Raw genomic sequence first — 17,227 nt, 5'->3', positions numbered from 1 at the left:
TCTCTCCATTCGTTTTGACCGCAAATCGGGGGTATCACATGCGTTTCACCATTAAACTCAAACTGGGTCTTGCCTTTGGCATCATGACGCTGCTGCTGATCGGCATTGCGGTTTATGGAAGCCTGAGCCTCGGCACTCTGAACGAGGCTAACGGCAAGATGATCGACGGCTCGGTACGCCGTCTGGAACTTGCCCTCAACGCCAATATTGCCGAAGTCGACGCCATCCGTTACCAAAAGAACGCCTTGCTCTCGACGGATCCCACAGCCGCTGCAGGTTTCTATAAGGAGGCAGACCAGCATCTGCAGACAATGCTTGATGCTGTCGATGCCGGCTACGCCATCGCCCTGCCGGAGGGCAAGCCCTATTGGGAGAAGCTGCAGACAATCGGCGCAAAATTTCGTGAAAGATCCGCTGAGCTGCAGCAGCTGGATGCCAGTGGCGATCAGGCCGGAGCGCTGGCGCTTTCGCTCGGTGACTTGCGCACGATGACCGACGACATGGGCGATGCGATCTCCGTTCTTATCGAGATCCAGCGCAAGGGCATGCAGGCGACTAACCAATCGAACACCAATCTCTACACCTCAACGAAGCTGATCCTCACCACTGCTTCCGGCATCGCAGTGCTCATCGCGCTCGGTGCTGCGCTCTGGATCACGCTTGGAATCAACAATGGCTTGAGGAAGATCACGACCGTCGTAAACGCCGTCGCGATCGGCGATCTCAACCAGAAGGTCGATGTCACGACCAATGACGAGATCAAGGATCTCATCAATACGGTCAATGCCATGACTGCCAATCTGCGTGCCACGGCAGCACTTGCCGACCAGATCGCCATGGGTGACCTCAGCACCGATGCCAAGCCGCTTTCGGACAAGGATGCGCTCGGCATCGCGATGCAGAGCATGATCTCCAACCTGCGGACCACCGCCGGCATCGCCGATCAGATCGCAAACGGTGACCTGACGGTGTCTCCAAAGCCGCTCTCCGACAAGGATGCGCTGGGCATCGCGCTCGAACAGATGGTCGAACGGCTGCGCGGCGTCGTTGCCGATGCGATATCGGCCGCCGAGAACGTCTCTTCCGGCAGCCAGGAACTTTCGGCAAGCTCCGAGCAGGTGTCGCAGGGCGCCACGGAGCAGGCGGCTTCCGCCGAAGAGGCTTCCGCCTCGATGGAAGAGATGGCCTCCAACATCAAGCAGAACGCCGACAATGCCGCCCAGACCGAAAAGATCGCCCGTCAGTCGGCGAAGGATGCGGAAGCCAGCGGCGAGGCTGTCTCCCGCGCTGTCGACGCGATGCGCACGATTGCCCAGAAGATCGGCATCGTCCAGGAAATCGCCCGCCAGACCGATCTTCTCGCCCTCAACGCTGCCGTGGAAGCGGCTCGTGCGGGTGAGCATGGCAAAGGTTTTGCAGTGGTCGCCTCCGAAGTGCGCAAGCTTGCCGAACGCAGCCAGTCGGCTGCCGCCGAAATCAGCTCGATGTCGAGCGATACCGTCAAGGCTGCCGCCGACGCCGGCGATATGCTCGGCCGGCTGGTGCCCGATATCCGGAAGACGGCCGAGCTGGTTTCCGAGATCAGTGCCGCCTGCCGCGAACAGGATATCGGGGCGGCCCAGATCAACGAGGCGATCCAGCAGCTCGACAAGGTGACGCAGCAGAATGCCGGCGCCTCCGAGCAGATGTCGGCAACCTCGGAGGAACTCGCCTCCCAGGCTGAAGAGCTGCAGACGTCGATTGCCTTCTTCAGGGTCGACATGGCAGGCGGTCGCCGCGAGCGTGCGCCGGCTGCAAAACTCACCGTCCGCAACCGGCCTCCCGCCGCACCTCGCAAACCGGCTGGCAAGGCGCCGGCCAATACGGTGGCCGGCCAGCAGGCCCGCGTGAAGGGTTTTGCCCTCGACATGTCGATGGGCGGTCCCGACACGGTCGACGAGGAATTCCGGGAGAGCGCATAGCGCTCCCCTGGGGAAAGCGCTTAAGCGCTATCGCGTCGCACTCGTCGCGGGCCAGCTAATGCGCCCGCGAGGCATGCTTCCGGCGCCTGCGGGTGCCGGCACGGAGATCCGTGGGCAGTCTTCGTCCGCCGGAAGGTTTTGCTGCATGACGCAGCGCCAAGGAATAGCCGGTTCACACTTATTACGTCGCTCTCACAAAGGATATTGAGATGCGTATCACGATCAAGCTTAAGCTCGCGGCCGCGTTCGGCTTCGTCATTTTGTTGCTGGTGGGCAGCGCGGTGTATGGGATCATCAGCCTCAGCACACTGAACGACGCCGTCGGCAACCTTGTCGCGGGTCCTGCAAAAAGCCTGGAACTGGCCCTGGAAGCAAAAGCTGCGGAGCTCAGTGCCATTCGCTGGCAGAAGAATGCCCTTCTGGAAATGGATCCCGAAGTGGCCAGGAAGAACTACCAGAACTCGGCGAAGAGCATGGACGAAATGCTGGCCTATGCGGTGAGTGGCCAACAGCTTGCAACTGTCGACGGCAAGCCCACGTGGGATAGGCTGATCGAACTGGCCAAGCGTTTCACCGAGGGCTCCCACAAAGTCGCCTCCATCCAGGAAAGTGGTGACAGGGCAGGGGCCAATGCCCTGTCGTCGGGAGAGGTTCGCGCCCTCGTTACGGAACTGGAAGACGTCTTCGCGGCGCTCGTTGCGCAGCAGCAGAAGTCAATGGCGCAGGCCGATGACGATACCGAAACCCTTTATGGTTCCACCAGGAACCTGCTGATCGGCATCGCCGTCGGCGCCTCCGTCATCGCTTTTGCCGCCGCATTGTGGATCGCCCTCGGCATCAACAGCGGCCTGCGTAAGATCATGAACGTCGCCAACGCCGTCGCCACCGGCGACCTGAACCAGAAGGCCGAGATCAACAGCAACGACGAGATCAAGGACCTGGTGAACACGATCAACGTCATGACGGATAATCTTCGCAGCACTGCTGGTATCGCCAGCCAGATCTCGAACGGCGACTTGACCGTGTCGCCGAAGCCGCTTTCTGACAAGGACATGCTGGGCATTGCGCTCGAGCAGATGGTCGAGCGTCTGCGCGGTGTCGTCTCTGATGCGGCGGCTGCCGCAGAAAATGTTTCGGCCGGCAGCCAGGAACTGTCCTCGAGCTCCGAGCAGGTATCGCAGGGCGCCACCGAACAGGCGGCTTCGGCCGAAGAGGCTTCCGCCTCGATGGAGCAGATGGCCGCCAACATCAAGCAGAACGCCGATAACGCCGCCCAGACCGAAAAGATCGCCCGCCAGTCGGCCAAGGATGCTGAAGCCAGCGGGGACGCGGTGACGCGCGCCGTACAGGCGATGCGGACCATTGCCGAGAAGATCGGTATCGTCCAGGAAATCGCCCGCCAAACCGATCTCTTGGCTCTCAATGCCGCCGTCGAAGCTGCTCGTGCAGGCGAACACGGCAAGGGCTTTGCGGTGGTGGCTTCGGAAGTGCGCAAGCTTGCCGAACGCAGCCAGTCGGCTGCTGCCGAAATCAGCTCGATGTCGGGCGATACCGTCAAGGCCGCTCAGGAAGCGGGCGACATGCTTGGCCGGCTGGTGCCGGATATCCGCAAGACGGCGGAACTGGTCTCCGAGATCAGCGCCGCCTGCCGCGAACAGGATGTCGGCGCTTCGCAGATCAACGAAGCGATCCAGCAGCTCGACAAGGTGACGCAGCAGAATGCCGGCGCCTCCGAGCAGATGTCCGCAACCTCGGAAGAGCTCGCGACTCAAGCGGAAGAATTGCAGGCCTCGATCGCCTTCTTCAAGGTCGATACTGCAGGCAACCGCCAGTCCCGCACGCCGGCCGCCAGGATGACGGTTCGCAGCCCGGCTCCCGCCGCCGGCCGCAAGTCTACGCCCAAGAAGCCGGCCGCCAACAGCGTCGCCGGCCAGCAGGCGCGGGCGAAAGGCTTCGCTCTCGATCTCTCCATGGGCGGTCCCGATGATGGGGATGCCGAATTCAAGGAAAGCGCATGATCATGGCCACGACATCTTTGGAAGCGCAATTCGTGACCTTCAGCCTCGGCGAGGAGATTTTCGCCGTGCCGGTTGAGGTGGTACGGGAAATCCTCGACTATGCGGAAGCTTTCAAGATTCCGAATGGTCCCGACTATCTGCTCGGCCTGCGCGACGTGCGCGGGCAGGGCGTGCCGACGATCGATCTTCGCTTGAAGCTCGGCATGACGAAGACCGTGCCGACGCCGCACACGCGGGTGCTCGTCCTCGACGTGCCGATGGAAAACCGGCTGCTGACGCTTGGCCTCGTCGCCGATCGCGTCTTCGAAGTCACGCCATTCCGGCACGAGCAGATCGAGGCGGCGCCTGATATCGGCGTGCGCTGGCGCTCGGACTATATCGCCGGCGTCGTTCGCCGTGAAAACGGCTTCGTCGTCATCATCGACCTTGCACGGTTGCTGTCGCGCGAGGACGCCTCGGTACTGCAATCGGCGGCCTGACCCGCGCATCAACTCGGAGTACTGCATTCTATGAGTATGGCAGCAGCGGTGGAAACCCAATTGCCGGGCGACCGGATCAGCAAGCGCAATTTCGATAAGCTTGCCCGGTTCATCTACGATTATAGCGGCATCAAGATGCCGCCGACCAAGCTGACGATGCTCGAAGGGCGGTTGAGGCGCCGCCTTCGCGCAACCAACCATGCGACCTTCGACGATTATTGCGATTTCCTGTTCAATCATGACGGCCTCGACCAGGAAACCGTCTACCTGATCGACGTGGTGACGACGAATAAGACCGACTTCTTCCGCGAAGCCAAGCATTTCGACTATCTGCAGACGGTAGCGCTGCCAATGATTGTCAATAGCGGCGTTCGGACCATCCGCACCTGGAGTTCGGCCTGCTCGACGGGAGCGGAACCCTACACGATGGCGATGGTGCTGGCGGAATTCGCCGAAGGCCGCAACGACGTCTCCTACAGCGTTCTGGCGACCGACCTTTCCACTGATGTGCTGCAGACGGCGCGCCGGGGCATCTACCCGGAAGATTTGATCGCGCCTGTGCCGCGCGATCTGCAGCGCAAATACGTGCTGACAGCCAAGCAGCCGGGTCGGCGGGAGGTGCGTATCACGCCGAAACTGCGCAGCAAGATCGGTTTTGCCCGCATGAATCTGATGGACGAGAAATACGCGATCGGCGAGTTGATGAACGTCATCTTCTGCCGCAACGTGCTAATCTACTTTGACAAGCAGACTCAGGCCGGTGTTCTCAACCGCCTCTGTGCCTGCCTGGCGAAGGGCGGCTACATGTTCATCGGCCATTCTGAATCAATCACCGGCTTCGATCTGCCGTTGAAGCAGGTCTCGAATACGGTGTTTCAGCGTATCTAAAGCGCATTGCGTCATCCCAAAACCGCTGCGCACTTCTGGACGGCATGCATTAGGGGCATTCATGGCTAAGAAAATCCGCGTTCTCATCATCGACGATTCCGCCAGTATCCGCCAAACGCTGACCCATGTGCTGGAGCAGGATCCCGATATCGAGATCATGGCGGTGGCATCCGACCCCTTCATGGCGGCGCGGAAACTGCAGGAGGAGATCCCCGATGTCATCACGCTCGATGTGGAGATGCCGCGCATGGACGGCATCACCTTCCTGCGCAAGCTGATGTCGCAGCGGCCGATCCCCGTCGTGATGTGCTCGTCGCTGACGGAGGCGGGATCGGAAACGCTGCTCCAGGCGCTGGAGGCCGGCGCCGTCGACGTCATCCTGAAATCGAAGATCGGGGCTGCCGACAGCCTTTCCGACGATGCGATGCGTATTCGCGAAGTCGTCAAGAGCGCCTCGCATGCACGGCTTTCCAATGTCCGCCGCGCTGCCGGAACCATCCGCTCCGCCTCAGCGGAGGGGCCGGCCAAGAAGCTGACGGCGGATGTGATGCTGCCGCCACCGACGGGGCGGGCCATGGCGAAGACAACGGAGATGGTCGTCTGCGTCGGCGCCTCCACCGGTGGCACCGAAGCGCTGCGCGAGTTCCTGGAGGAACTGCCGGCCAACGCGCCGGGCATGGTGATCGTCCAGCATATGCCGGAGAAATTCACCGCCGCCTTCGCCAAGCGGCTGAACGGGCTTTGCGAGGTCGAGGTCAAGGAAGCCGTCGATGGCGATCCGGTGCTGCGCGGCCATGTGCTGATCGCGCCAGGCGACAAGCACGTGCTGCTCGAGCGCCAGGGTGCGCGCTACTATGTCAGCGTCAAGACCGGGCCGCTGGTTTCGCGACACCGGCCTTCCGTCGACGTGCTCTTCCGCTCGGCGGCGCGCTCGGCCGGCTCGAACGCCATGGGTATCATCATGACCGGCATGGGCGACGACGGCGCGCGCGGCATGCTGGAAATGCATCAGGCCGGCGCCTACACGGTGGCGCAGGACGAGGCGAGTTCAGTCGTTTTCGGCATGCCGAAGGAGGCGATCGCCAAAGGCGGCGTCGACCGTATCCTGCCGCTCGATCAGATCGCTCGCGAAGTTTTGATAACGCAGCAGAAGTTTTAAGTCGGTTTCAACGGAACCGGCTGAAGCCGGCGGTATCGCAGGATGCCGCCGGTTTTTGGTTACAGCCCTGCAAATTCCCTATTCAGGCGAGATAACCGCCGTCGATCGTCAGGCTGGCGCCGGTGACGAAAGCGGCCTCGGCACTGGCGAGATAGGCGGCGAGGCCGGCGATCTCGCGGTCCTCACCCAGGCGGCCAAGTGCCATCAGCGGCTTGAGGCGCTCATGATCGTCCTCATTGGGGTTCATGTCGGTCGCCGTCGGGCCGGGCTGGATGTTGTTGACGGTGATGCCGCGTGGGCCGAGATCGCGGGCGAGGCCGCGGGTCATCGAGGCGATTGCGCCCTTCGTCATGCTGTAGACTGCGGAGGTTGGAAAGCCGCTGCGATCGGCGGTGACGCTGCCGATGGTGATGACGCGGCCGCCTTCCTTCATGTGTCTTGCCGCTGCCTGGATGCCGACGAAGGCAGCGCGGACGTTGACGGCGAACATCCGGTCGAAATCTTCGAGCGAATAGTCGTCGAGCGGGTTGAGGATGAGAATGCCGGCATTGCTGACGAGAATGTCGAGACCGCCAAAATGCCCGGCTGTCAACGCGACGGCATCCTGTACGGCCTTCGCATCGGCACTGTCGGCCCGGATCGCCAGCGCCCTGCCGCCAGCAGCCTCCAGCTCGGCGACGATCGCCTTCGCCTTGTGCTCCGAGCTGGAATAGGTGAAGGCGACGGCGGCGCCATCAGCGGCGAGCCTTCGGACGATAGCGGCACCGATGCCGCGCGAGCCGCCGGTGACGAGGGCGATCTTGGTGGAAAGGGGTTGAGACATGCAGGTTTCCTTTGTTTCTGGATTGATCAGTCTAGAATTGCTCATGGAAAGGTCAGTTCGGAGTTGTCCGTTCGTCAGCGGAGGCTTCTGATTGCCATGTGTGCGATACCGCGGAGCGTCTCGGATTGGGCGCCGTTTCGGGCGCTGACTTTCATGCCCGACAGCGCAGCGCCGAGAAACGGAATGGCGTCGGCGATATCGATCTCTGTTGCGAGTTCTCCGCTCCTGCGAGCCTCAGCGAGAAGGCTTTCGATCGCCGCGTGAAGCGCGCGGCCGGCGCTGTCCGTAAGAGCTGCGACCTCGGCATCGGAGCGGCCGAATTCACAGATGGCGCTGACACCGAGGCAGCCGCGCCGGGCCTCGGCAGCGGGACGCGAGGCGAAAGCGACAAGAGCACCTTCCAGCGCCTCGATCGGCCGACCGTCGTGGCGAAGATCGGCGATGATCTTATCGATGCTCTCCACATTGTAGCGCTTCAGCGCTTCCAGATAGAGACCGCGCTTGTCGCCGAAGGTGTCGTACATGCTTTGGCGGCTGATCTTCATCGCCGTCAGCAATTCCTCGGTTGAGGTGCCTTCATAGCCATGCTCGGTAAATACGCCGATGGCGGCATGAAGGGCGGTGTCGCGATCGAATTCCTTGTGTCGTGCCATGACCAGGCTTCTACTCTTATTGGACTGGTCTGTCCAGAATAAAATGAATAGTTTCCGACGCCGCAGGGCAGCCATGCGTGCGTCCCCTTGAAATTTCCCTGATTTTGTGGTCTTGAGGCCGCCAATCTTCGCAGCGCTGCCTGTCATGCATGGTCAGGGACACTTCCCGCCCCTGGCAGCGCGCGCGCCCCGTATCAGTCCCAAGGAAAAATGCGCCGATGGCCCGTTCAGCTCTTCTCAATGTCATGGTTCAGGCTGCCCTCAAGGCAGGAAAGTCGCTGGGGCGTGATTTCGGCGAAGTGCAGAACCTGCAGGTTTCCGTGAAAGGACCGGGCGACTTCGTTTCCGCCGCCGACCGTAAGGCCGAAAAGATCGTCAGGGAAGAGCTGCTCAAGGCGCGTCCGACCTATGGCTTCCTCGGCGAGGAAAGCGAGGAAATCAAGGGCACCGACGGCGCGCATCGCTGGATCGTCGACCCGCTCGACGGCACGACGAACTTTTTGCACGGCATCCCGGCCTTCGCTGTCTCGATCGCGCTCGAACGCAATGGCGAGATCGTCGCCGCCGTCGTCTTCAATCCGGCGACCGACGAACTCTATACCGCCGAGCGCGGCGGCGGCGCCTTCCTCAATGACCGGCGCCTGCGCGTCGCCGCGCGCCGGGCGCTGTCGGATTGCGTCATCGGCTGTGGCGTGCCGGCGCTTGGCAAGCGCAATCACGGCAAGTTCCTGGTCGAGCTTCGTCACGTGATGGGCGAAGTGGCAGGCATCCGCCGCCTGGGTTCGCCGACGCTTGATCTCGCCTATGTCGCGGCCGGGCGTTTCGACGGTTTCTGGGAAGCGGAACTGGCGCCCTGGGACGTGGCGGCCGGCATCCTGCTCATCCGTGAAGCCGGCGGTTTCGCGACCGACTGGGAGGGTGGCGCGACGATGCTGGAGAGCGGCACAATCGTCGCCGGCAACGAGATCATCCACAAGGCGCTGATCGAAGTCGTCAAGCGGCCGGTTCCCGCCAAGTGACCGAACGAAAATCTGGCTGTTGTAAAGTCACGGTTTTCTCCCCGGCATACTTCAATTCGGCACAATGTTGTTCTAGTCTCCGCCAGCAGGGAATCCGGAGGCTGCGTAACCTATGGAAAATGTGAATGTGGCGGAGATCGGCTCCACCGAAAAGACGACGGGCATTTATGCCAACAGGCTTTCGAGCCCCATGCCCTTCCTCTGGACGATGCTGCTTTTCCTCGTCATCGTCGGTTTTATCGCCGCTATCCTCTTCCGCCAGACGCAGACCGCCTTCATGCACAATCCGGGCCTCAACGGCCTGATCGTCGGCGTTCTCGCGGTCGGAATCATCCTTGTTTTCAACCATGTACTGGCGCTTCGCCCCGAGGTGCGTTGGTTTAATTCCTTCCGCGCCGCCGGCAGCGTCGACAAGGTCAACCGCAATCCGCGGCTGCTTGCGCCAATGCGGGCGCTGCTCGGCAGCCGCAAGTCCTCAGCGTCGCTGTCGACGACGGCGCTGCGCTCGATCCTCGATTCGATTGCCAGCCGCCTCGACGAATCGCGCGACGTTTCACGCTACCTGATCGGCCTCTTGGTCTTCCTCGGCCTGCTCGGCACCTTCTGGGGCCTCATCGGCACGATTGGTTCGATCAGCATTGTCATCCAGTCGCTCGATGCCGGTTCGAACGGCACCGGGGACGTGCTCTCGGCGCTGAAGGAAGGCCTTTCCACGCCGCTTTCGGGCATGGGCCAGGCCTTCTCCTCCTCGCTGCTCGGCCTTTCCGGTTCGCTCATTCTCGGCTTCCTCGACCTGCAGGCCGGCCGCGCGCAAAACCGCTTCTATATGGAGCTGGAAAACTGGCTCTCCTCGGTGACGGATGTCGGCTCCGATCATCTTGCCCCGGCTCTCGACGCGGTTTCCGGCGCTTCGTCGGACGACATGCGCGCGCTCTCCGATTATCTGCGCAAGGTCTCGGAAGAGGGTGGTGCCGGCAGCCAGCGCTCCGTCGCCGCCATGGCGAGCCTTGCCGAAGGCATTCAAGGCCTCGTCAAGAACATGCGCAACGAGCAGCAGATGCTGCGCGACTGGATCGAGGCACAGCAGGACGAGGCGAAGGCGATGCGCCGCACGCTCGACCGGCTTGCCGAACGCATCGGCGTGCAGGAGCGCGCAGGCGAGAGGGGCGAGCGTTTGCGCGACCGCGCCAGCCAGGCAGAAAAGAGCGAGGGCAAGTAAGCCATGGCTCTAGCCCGCAACCGGCGCCGCGAACGCACGGTCGATTATTGGCCGGGCTTCGTCGACGCGCTGTCGACGCTGCTCATCTCCATCATGTTCCTGCTGACGGTCTTCGTCGTCGGGCAGTTCATACTCAGCCGTGAGATCACCGGACGCGATGAGGTGCTCAATCGTCTTAACAGCCAGATCAACGAGCTGACGCAGCTTCTTGCGCTGGAAAAGGGCAGCAACCAGGATCTCCAGGATTCGGTCGCCAATCTGCAGGCCTCGCTTGCCAGCGCCGAAGGCGACCGGTCGCGGCTGCAAGCGCTGCTGAGTGCCGGTTCGGGCGGTCAGGATGCGGCGCAGAAGCGGATCGGCTCGATGACGCAGGAGCTCGACGAGCAGAAGCAGGTGAGCGAACGAGCGCTCAGCCAGGTCGAACTGCTAAACCAGCAGATCGCAGCGCTTCGCAGCCAGATTGCCGCCGTCGAAGCAGCCCTTCAGGCGTCGGAGGATAAAGACCGGGTCTCGCAGACCAAGATCGCCGACCTCGGCAGCCGCCTCAACGTGGCGCTTGCCGCCCGTGTCCAGGAGCTGAACCGTTACCGTTCCGACTTCTTCGGCCGTCTGCGGGAGATCCTCTCGGACCGCGAAAATATCCGCATCGTCGGCGACCGGTTCGTCTTCCAGTCGGAAGTGCTGTTTCCCTCGGGCGGCGCCGATCTCAACCCGGAAGGGCAGACCGAGATGGCGAAGCTTGGCGCGGCCCTTCTCGATCTCGCCAAGGAAATTCCGCCGGAGATCAATTGGGTGCTGCGCGTTGACGGCCATACGGATAATGTGCCGCTTGCCGGAACGGGCCGCTATCGCGACAATTGGGAGCTCTCCTCGGCGCGCGCGATTTCGGTCGTTAAGTTCCTGATCGCACAAGGCGTGCCGGCCGACCGGCTGGTTGCCGCCGGCTTCGGCGAGTTCCAGCCAATCGCGCCGGGCGAAACGCCGGATGCGCGCTCTACCAACCGCCGCATCGAGCTGAAGCTGACCGAGAAATGATTTCAGCGCCGCGCCTCTTCGAAGACGCGCAAAGGACGCCGAAACACTTTGAATGGCTGCATAACTCCTTAAATCGATTCCGATTTAAGGAGTTATGCAGGGGGCTGACATTACCGCTGCACACCCTTTAACCGGCCGGCGAGAAAGTCGCGCACGGCGGGGCTGTCGCTGAGGCCGATCGCCGTCATATAGGCGTCGGCTGCGGCGGCATTGTCGCCGGCCTGCGCCTGAAGATAGGCACGCACGGCCCAGTAAGGCTGATAGGCTGCCACGTCGCGCGGATCGAGTTTGTCGAGCCGCTCCAGGCCGGCATCGGCGCTGAAGGCCCTGCCGATCACCGCAGCTTGGCTGACGCGCGCACCCACCGTCGGCTTCATCATCACCAGCGCCGCGTAGAGTGTCGTCAGCGCCTGCCAGTCGGTCGTTCCCGATAGCCGGCGCGCTGCATGCACGGACTGGATCGCTGCCTGGCATTGGAAGGGGCCGAAACGGTCGAAGCTGCCGGCCTTGCGCAGCAGCGCATCCGCCTCGGCAATCATGATTGCGTTCCACGCAGCCGTATCCTGCTCGTCCAGCGGCACATATCGGCCGCTACCGTCGCGCCGGGCGCTGCGGCGGGCTTCGCAGTGAAGCATCAGCGAGAGCAGGCCGACAGCTTCGGGTTCGTCCGGCAGTACCGCCAGTAGCGCGCGGCCGAGCCAGATCGCCTCGCCGGCGAGCGAATGGCGTTCGTTCTCTCCGTCAAGACCGTCCCAGCCAAGACCGTAAGCCGCGTAGATCGCCGAAAGCACCGCCGCCAACCGGCCCGGCAACGCGGGGCGAGGCGGAACGGCGAAGGGAATGCCGGCATCGCGGATCTTCAGCTTGGCCCGCACCAGCCGCTGGCCTATCGCCTCGGGTGAAACGACGAACGATCGGGCGATGGTCTTTGCCTCGATGCCGAGAACTGTCTGCAGCATCAGCGCCGTATGCACGGAGCAGTCGATGGCGGGATGGGTGCAGGCGAAGAGCAGCTTCAGCCGCTCATCGGGAAAGACGGCGCTGCCGGCCGCGTTCATGCGTTCCTCCGCCTCCTCGAAGGCGACCGATATCGTCGTTTGCGCATTGGCCTCGACGGTGCGGTGGCGGGCCGCCTGCATGAGGTTGCGGCGGGCAGCCACCAGCAGCCAGGCTTCCGGATTGCCGGGAACGCCGCGCTCCGGCCAGACGCGAAGGGCCGAAGCCAACGCTTCCGACAATGCATCCTCTGCCGCCGGCACGTCACGCGAGCGGGCGGCGAGGAAGGCGATCAGCTTGCCGTACGACTGACGCGCCACCTTTTCGGCAGCGCGTCCGGCATCGGGCTGCATTGCCGCCTCACATCTGCAGGCGCGGGCGCACCTCGACCGAACCCTTGTCGGAGATCGGAACGCGGGTCGCCCATTCGAGCGCGGTGTCCATGTCGGGGACGTCGATCAGATAGAAGCCGCCGAGCTGTTCCTTACCTTCCGGATAGGGACCGTCCTGAACATCATGGTCCCCGCCTTTGCGGCGCACGATCGTGCCGGTCTCCGGGCCTGTCAGTCCGGCGCCGCCAGTCATGATTCCTGCCTGGGCGAGCGCCTGGCTGTAGGCGACCCAGCCGTCACGATAGACGGGATCGCCGCGGCGAGCGAAATCCTCGGCGGCTTCGCGAATGATGAGAGCATATTGCATGGAAAACTCCTGATCTCGTTGCTGACGTTGATCCGGGCATCCCGATGTCGGGGATCGAGATCCCGAAAGCCGTGAAGCCCGGCGGAGCGGCGCGGCCGTTCCGAAACAATGAGGCGCGGCCACCGGTCGTTTCGACATGGCTTTCAAAAAAATATGCTAAAAAGAAAAATGGCGCCCGAAATCGCAAGCAAGCGAGCCGAGCTCAAGGGCGCCGGCGCTGCTTACGGGCGCGAAAGGGCAGGGCGGCAATCACGCCGCCGCTGCCGGTCTGCTCAGGATTCGGCCTTCGTCTGATCGACGATTTCGGCACTTGGCGTGTTCTTCTTGATGGATTCGATTGCACTCATGGCGGACGCCTTCGCCTTGTAGCCCTCTGACGAGAACATAGCTTCCCCGTTCGATGCTTTGAAGCGGAAGCGGAACTCGCCGGCCTTATCCTTATAGACTTCGAATTTATACATAGATGTCTCCCGAAATCCCAAAACGCTGAATTGCAACCATCAGCTTAGCGGAGGCTAGATCAAAATGGCGAGCTTTTCCACTGCCTTAATCAGGATTGGGTTGCTTAGCGTCCAATTGTCACCGTTTCCATTGGACGCAAGCGAATGAGGGGGCGCCAGCGCCTATGCCGAGAACAGGATGATTTCAGGCCGGGTCGGCCTAAAATCTGAATCCTGTTCTCATTTAAAGAATAGAGCATGATGTCATCCGAAAGCCGCTCACACTTTTCGGCATCATGCTCGGCATCACTCCATCTGGATGTTGGCGCCCTTGACGACCGGTCCCCATTTGGCGAGTTCGGCCTTCACATGGGCGGCGAGTTCTTCCGGCGTCGAGCCGACGATGGTGGCGCTGAATTCCTTCATGCGTTCAGCGACAGCTGGGTCGGCGAGAGCCTTTTTAGCCGAGGCGTTGAGGCGCATCACCACTTCGTTCGGCGTCTTGGCCGGGGCGAAAAGCGCGTTCCAGGTATAGGTCTCGTAACCTGGAATGCCTGACTCGGCGACGGTCGGCACGTCGGGGAAGGACGGCGCACGCTCGGCCGTGGTCACCGCCAGCGCCCGCAGAGTACCGGCCTTGATGTGGCTCGATGAGGAGGGCAGGTTGTCGAACATGATCGGCACCTGGTTGCCGATGACGTCGTTCAATGCCGGACCGGCGCCCTTATAGGGGATGTGCTGCATGCTGACGCCGGCCATGGACTTGAAGAGTTCACCGGAAAGATGCAACGGCGTGCCGTTGCCCGATGAGGCGTAGCTGTATTTGTCTGGCTCGGCCTTCAGCAGCGCGACCAGCTCCTGCACGGTCTTTGCCGGCAGTTCCGGATTGACGACCAGCACATTCGGCACGACGACGAGCAGCGAGATCGGTGCGAAGTCCTTTTCTGCATCATATGGCGTCGATTTCAGGATCAGCGGATTGAGGGCGTGGGTCGCGACTGTGCCCATCAGGATGGTGTAACCGTCCGGTTCTGCGCGGGCGACGTTACCGGCGCCGAGATTGCCGCCGGCGCCGGCGACGTTCTGGACGATCACTTGTTGGCCGAGATCCTCCGACATCTTCTGCGCGACGATGCGGGCGACGACATCGGTCGAGCCGCCGGCCGCGAAGGGGACGACCATGGTGATCGTACGATCGGGAAAATCCGCAGCGGTGGCAGACGCGCCGACGGCAAGGGCCGCAAGCACACCGAAACCGAGCGCAAGGCCCGCACGTCGCGTCATATCGGAAAGCGCCATTCCTATCTCCTCCCAAGGATTTCAGCAGCAATATCCCCACCCCGGGGAATGAAGAGGTTAGGGCAGGACGCGCGAAAGACAACCGCAGAGAGGCGCGGCGGGTTCAGACTTTAGTCGCTGTTGGCTGGAGAAGTGCGCCCTGGCTATTTCGCGGCGGCGAGCACATCCTCATTGGCGGCGTCGAATTGCAGCCGCGCCAGCCGCGCATAGATGCCGCCATGGCGGATCAGGCTCTGATGCGTGCCCTCTTCGACGACCCGGCCCTGATCCATGACGAGAATGCGGTCGGCCTTCAGCACGGTTGCCAGGCGATGAGCGATGACGAGCGTCGTGCGGCCGTCCACCAGGCCGTCGAGCGCCTTCTGCACCAGGGTCTCGCTTTCGGCGTCAAGCGCCGAGGTCGCCTCGTCGAGCAGCAGCACCGGCGCGTTCTTCAGGATGGCGCGGGCGATGGCGATGCGCTGGCGCTGGCCGCCGGAGAGCGTGATGCCGCGTTCGCCGACCTCGGTCTCGTAGCCCTGGTCCAGCCGGGCGATGAATTCGTCGGCCTGCGCGGCAAGGGCTGCGGCGCGAACCTCGTCACGCGAGGCGCCGGGACGGCCGAAGGCGATGTTGTCATGGATCGAGGCGGCAAAGATGGTGACATCCTGCGGCACGATGGCGATGCGCTGGCGCAGCTCGTCGGGCGTCGTCAGCTGCGCATCGACACCATCGATCTTCACGCTGCCCTGCTGCGGATCGTAGAAGCGCAGCAGCAGTGAAAAGACGGTGCTCTTGCCGGCACCGGAGGGGCCGACGATGGCGACCGTCTCACCCGGCGTGATCGCGAAGCTTAAGCCATGCAGCGCCGATTTGCCGGGGCGCGAGGGATAGGCGAAATGCACGCCGGAGAATTCGACGCGGCCGCGGCTGGGCGAAGGAAGCGGCGCAGGGCTGGCGGGGGCGGTGATCGGCGAGACCTCATCGAGAAGTTCGGTCAGCCGGTCGGCAGCGCCGGCTGCCTGCGAAAGTTCGCCCCAGACCTCGGAAAGCGCGCCCAGCGAACCGGCGGAGATGACGGCATAGAGCAGGAACTGGCCGAGCGTGCCGGCCGAGAGCGTGCCGGCAAGCACGCTGTGGGCGCCCACCCAGAGAACGGCGACGACGCTGCCGAAGATCAGCGTGATGGCGATCCCCGTCAGCAGCGCGCGCGAGCGGATGGCGGCGCGGGCGGCCTCATAGGCGGATTCGACGGCGGTGCCGTAACGCGTTGCTGCGGCGTCTTCGCCGTTGAAGGCCTGGACGGTGCGGGTCGCGGCGATCGTCTCGTTGGCGAAGGCGGAGGCCTCGGCGAGCGTGTCCTGGGCTGCGCGTGAGCGTTTGCGCACCGAGCGGCCGAAGGCGACCAGCGGGAAGACGATCAGCGGGATCGCTCCGATGACGAGGCTCGAAAGCTTCGGCGAGGTGACGATCATCATGCCCATGGCGCCGATACAGAGGATGAGGTTCCTCAGCGCCACCGAGGCGGTGGCGCCGACGGCGGACTTGATCTGCGTCGTATCGGCGGTCAGCCGCGAGACGATCTCGCCGGACTGGTTGACGTCGAAGAAGGAGGGCGACAGCCGCGTCACATGGGCAAAGACGTCGCGGCGAAGATCGGCGACGATGCGCTCGCCGATGGTGATGACGAAATAATAGCGCAGCGCGCTGGCGACCGCGAGTACGATGGCCATGACCATCAGCATGGCGAAGTAGCTGTTGATGAAGCGGCCGTCCGACTGGGTGAAGCCGTGGTCGATCATGCGGCGCACGGCGAGCGGCAGCGCCAGCGAGGTGATGGCGGCAAGCGCCAGCGACATCAGCGCACCAGCCACCAGGCCGCGGTAACGCATGACATAGGGTGTCAGCCTGCCGAGCGGTCGCAGCGATCGCTTGTTGTTTACCTCAGCCCGTGCCTGCTCTGCCAAATCGTCTCCGATCGCCCGCAGGACCCGCGCAATGCGGCCTGTTGGCTCTTGTTATCTAGGCGTCCTTCATGTATAGGCACCGCATCCTAATGGGAAGCCGTAGCCATCCGACTGCGGCTTCATTTATTCAATCGGTTCGTTGGCCGCAACTGCATGCGGCAAATTGAACTCCGGTATCGCAGGAAGATTGTTATGAAGGCAGGCATCCATCCCGAATATCACATGATCAAGGTGGTCATGACCGATGGCACTGAGTACGAAACCCGCTCGACCTGGGGTTCGGAAGGCGCTGTCATGAACCTCGAAATCGATTCCAAGTCGCATCCGGCCTGGACCGGCGGCAACCAGCAGCTCATGGACCGCGGTGGCCGCGTTTCCAAGTTCAACAAGCGTTTCGGCGGCCTCGGCCTCTAATCGCTTCTGCTCGACGGAATTCGAAGAGAGCCCGGTTTTGCCGGGCTTTTTTGCGTTGGCAATGGCTTACAGTGCCGCGCGTCTTTTCGTACGCGCAAAGGACGTTTCAGCAATGCCGGTGTTCAGCGGCAAACAAAAAACCGGCCGCGTAAGACGCAGCCGGTTCATATCGAATTCTT

General features: G+C 62.7%; 16 protein-coding genes. 9 read left to right on the top strand and 7 right to left on the bottom strand.

Annotated elements, in window-relative coordinates; translation table 11 throughout:
• Positions 1-38 precede the first annotated feature (38 nt).
• The 5 genes from AC244Q_RS18590 to AC244Q_RS18570 all read left to right on the top strand — a co-directional run bounded on the left by AC244Q_RS18590 (position 39) and on the right by AC244Q_RS18570 (position 6,505).
• Positions 39-1,961, top strand: coding sequence for a HAMP domain-containing methyl-accepting chemotaxis protein (locus AC244Q_RS18590; protein ID WP_442137938.1), 1,923 nt, complete (start codon positions 39-41; stop codon positions 1,959-1,961).
• Between the two features lie 209 nt (positions 1,962-2,170).
• Complete coding sequence (locus tag AC244Q_RS18585; RefSeq protein WP_128406019.1) at positions 2,171-3,979, top strand: methyl-accepting chemotaxis protein; 1,809 nt, start codon at positions 2,171-2,173, stop codon at positions 3,977-3,979.
• On the top strand, positions 3,976-4,458 hold the full coding sequence (locus tag AC244Q_RS18580; RefSeq protein WP_012758901.1) for a chemotaxis protein CheW: 483 nt from the start codon (positions 3,976-3,978) through the stop codon (positions 4,456-4,458). The genes AC244Q_RS18585 and AC244Q_RS18580 overlap by 4 nt, the downstream gene beginning before the upstream one ends.
• Before the next feature lie 30 nt (positions 4,459-4,488).
• The gene (locus AC244Q_RS18575) at positions 4,489-5,346 is read left to right on the top strand and encodes a CheR family methyltransferase (RefSeq protein WP_012758900.1); all 858 of its coding nucleotides are present in this window, start codon (positions 4,489-4,491) and stop codon (positions 5,344-5,346) included.
• 61 nt (positions 5,347-5,407) lie between these two features.
• Positions 5,408-6,505 carry a protein-glutamate methylesterase/protein-glutamine glutaminase gene (locus tag AC244Q_RS18570; protein ID WP_113548444.1) on the top strand — a complete coding sequence of 366 codons (1,098 nt, stop codon included), beginning with the start codon at positions 5,408-5,410 and terminating at the stop codon, positions 6,503-6,505.
• 82 nt (positions 6,506-6,587) lie between these two features.
• Here the strand turns inward: AC244Q_RS18570 and AC244Q_RS18565 are convergent, their stop codons facing one another.
• Positions 6,588-7,328: a 3-oxoacyl-ACP reductase family protein gene (locus AC244Q_RS18565; protein WP_113548445.1), complete on the bottom strand. Its 741-nt coding sequence runs from the start codon at positions 7,326-7,328 to the stop codon at positions 6,588-6,590.
• Between the two features lie 74 nt (positions 7,329-7,402).
• Positions 7,403-7,981, bottom strand: a complete 579-nt coding sequence (locus AC244Q_RS18560) for a TetR/AcrR family transcriptional regulator (protein WP_017995117.1) — start codon at positions 7,979-7,981, stop codon at positions 7,403-7,405.
• Positions 7,982-8,199: 218 nt separating this feature from the next.
• Between AC244Q_RS18560 and AC244Q_RS18555 the strand changes: the two genes are divergently transcribed.
• The 3 genes from AC244Q_RS18555 to AC244Q_RS18545 all read left to right on the top strand — a co-directional run bounded on the left by AC244Q_RS18555 (position 8,200) and on the right by AC244Q_RS18545 (position 11,254).
• A complete protein-coding gene (locus AC244Q_RS18555) occupies positions 8,200-9,000 on the top strand; it encodes an inositol monophosphatase family protein (protein WP_113548446.1) in 801 nt (266 codons plus the stop codon).
• Between the two features lie 112 nt (positions 9,001-9,112).
• Positions 9,113-10,219 (top strand): MotA/TolQ/ExbB proton channel family protein, encoded by a 1,107-nt coding sequence (locus AC244Q_RS18550; protein ID WP_113548447.1) that lies wholly within the window; start codon positions 9,113-9,115, stop codon positions 10,217-10,219.
• A 3-nt stretch (positions 10,220-10,222) separates the two neighbouring features.
• Positions 10,223-11,254 (top strand): peptidoglycan -binding protein, encoded by a 1,032-nt coding sequence (locus AC244Q_RS18545; RefSeq protein ID WP_017995114.1) that lies wholly within the window; start codon positions 10,223-10,225, stop codon positions 11,252-11,254.
• A gap of 110 nt (positions 11,255-11,364) precedes the next feature.
• On the opposite strand, the gene AC244Q_RS18540 is transcribed toward AC244Q_RS18545, so the two are convergent.
• The 5 genes from AC244Q_RS18540 to AC244Q_RS18520 all read right to left on the bottom strand — a co-directional run bounded on the left by AC244Q_RS18540 (position 11,365) and on the right by AC244Q_RS18520 (position 16,634).
• The gene (locus tag AC244Q_RS18540; protein WP_113548448.1) at positions 11,365-12,603 is read right to left on the bottom strand and encodes an RNA polymerase sigma factor; all 1,239 of its coding nucleotides are present in this window, start codon (positions 12,601-12,603) and stop codon (positions 11,365-11,367) included.
• A gap of 7 nt (positions 12,604-12,610) precedes the next feature.
• Positions 12,611-12,949, bottom strand: a complete 339-nt coding sequence (locus tag AC244Q_RS18535) for a YciI family protein (protein ID WP_017995112.1) — start codon at positions 12,947-12,949, stop codon at positions 12,611-12,613.
• Between the two features lie 272 nt (positions 12,950-13,221).
• Complete coding sequence (locus AC244Q_RS18530) at positions 13,222-13,410, bottom strand: YegP family protein (RefSeq protein ID WP_003552601.1); 189 nt, start codon at positions 13,408-13,410, stop codon at positions 13,222-13,224.
• 285 nt (positions 13,411-13,695) lie between these two features.
• Positions 13,696-14,688, bottom strand: a complete 993-nt coding sequence (locus AC244Q_RS18525) for a Bug family tripartite tricarboxylate transporter substrate binding protein (protein WP_113548449.1) — start codon at positions 14,686-14,688, stop codon at positions 13,696-13,698.
• A gap of 143 nt (positions 14,689-14,831) precedes the next feature.
• Positions 14,832-16,634, bottom strand: a complete 1,803-nt coding sequence (locus tag AC244Q_RS18520) for an ABC transporter transmembrane domain-containing protein (RefSeq protein ID WP_113548450.1) — start codon at positions 16,632-16,634, stop codon at positions 14,832-14,834.
• Positions 16,635-16,826: 192 nt separating this feature from the next.
• Here AC244Q_RS18520 and rpmE point away from each other — a divergent pair, with 192 nt between their 5' ends.
• Positions 16,827-17,048, top strand: a complete 222-nt coding sequence (rpmE, locus tag AC244Q_RS18515) for a 50S ribosomal protein L31 (RefSeq protein ID WP_003542805.1) — start codon at positions 16,827-16,829, stop codon at positions 17,046-17,048.
• Positions 17,049-17,227: the final 179 nt, after the last annotated feature.

It is taken from the genome of Rhizobium sp. CB2179 (assembly GCF_057653455.1).
The sequence above is the reverse complement of the archived record's forward strand: the minus strand, read 5'-3'. Positions and strand labels throughout refer to the sequence as shown.

Coding starts and splice junctions, on each gene's coding strand:
- AC244Q_RS18590 (WP_442137938.1), top strand. CDS start 39: ATGCGTTTCACCATTAAACTCAAACTGGGTCTTGCCTTTGGCATCATG.
- AC244Q_RS18585 (WP_128406019.1), top strand. CDS start 2,171: ATGCGTATCACGATCAAGCTTAAGCTCGCGGCCGCGTTCGGCTTCGTC.
- AC244Q_RS18580 (WP_012758901.1), top strand. CDS start 3,976: ATGATCATGGCCACGACATCTTTGGAAGCGCAATTCGTGACCTTCAGC.
- AC244Q_RS18575 (WP_012758900.1), top strand. CDS start 4,489: ATGAGTATGGCAGCAGCGGTGGAAACCCAATTGCCGGGCGACCGGATC.
- AC244Q_RS18570 (WP_113548444.1), top strand. CDS start 5,408: ATGGCTAAGAAAATCCGCGTTCTCATCATCGACGATTCCGCCAGTATC.
- AC244Q_RS18565 (WP_113548445.1), bottom strand. CDS start 7,328: ATGTCTCAACCCCTTTCCACCAAGATCGCCCTCGTCACCGGCGGCTCG.
- AC244Q_RS18560 (WP_017995117.1), bottom strand. CDS start 7,981: ATGGCACGACACAAGGAATTCGATCGCGACACCGCCCTTCATGCCGCC.
- AC244Q_RS18555 (WP_113548446.1), top strand. CDS start 8,200: ATGGCCCGTTCAGCTCTTCTCAATGTCATGGTTCAGGCTGCCCTCAAG.
- AC244Q_RS18550 (WP_113548447.1), top strand. CDS start 9,113: ATGGAAAATGTGAATGTGGCGGAGATCGGCTCCACCGAAAAGACGACG.
- AC244Q_RS18545 (WP_017995114.1), top strand. CDS start 10,223: ATGGCTCTAGCCCGCAACCGGCGCCGCGAACGCACGGTCGATTATTGG.
- AC244Q_RS18540 (WP_113548448.1), bottom strand. CDS start 12,603: ATGCAGCCCGATGCCGGACGCGCTGCCGAAAAGGTGGCGCGTCAGTCG.
- AC244Q_RS18535 (WP_017995112.1), bottom strand. CDS start 12,949: ATGCAATATGCTCTCATCATTCGCGAAGCCGCCGAGGATTTCGCTCGC.
- AC244Q_RS18530 (WP_003552601.1), bottom strand. CDS start 13,410: ATGTATAAATTCGAAGTCTATAAGGATAAGGCCGGCGAGTTCCGCTTC.
- AC244Q_RS18525 (WP_113548449.1), bottom strand. CDS start 14,688: ATGGCGCTTTCCGATATGACGCGACGTGCGGGCCTTGCGCTCGGTTTC.
- rpmE (WP_003542805.1), top strand. CDS start 16,827: ATGAAGGCAGGCATCCATCCCGAATATCACATGATCAAGGTGGTCATG.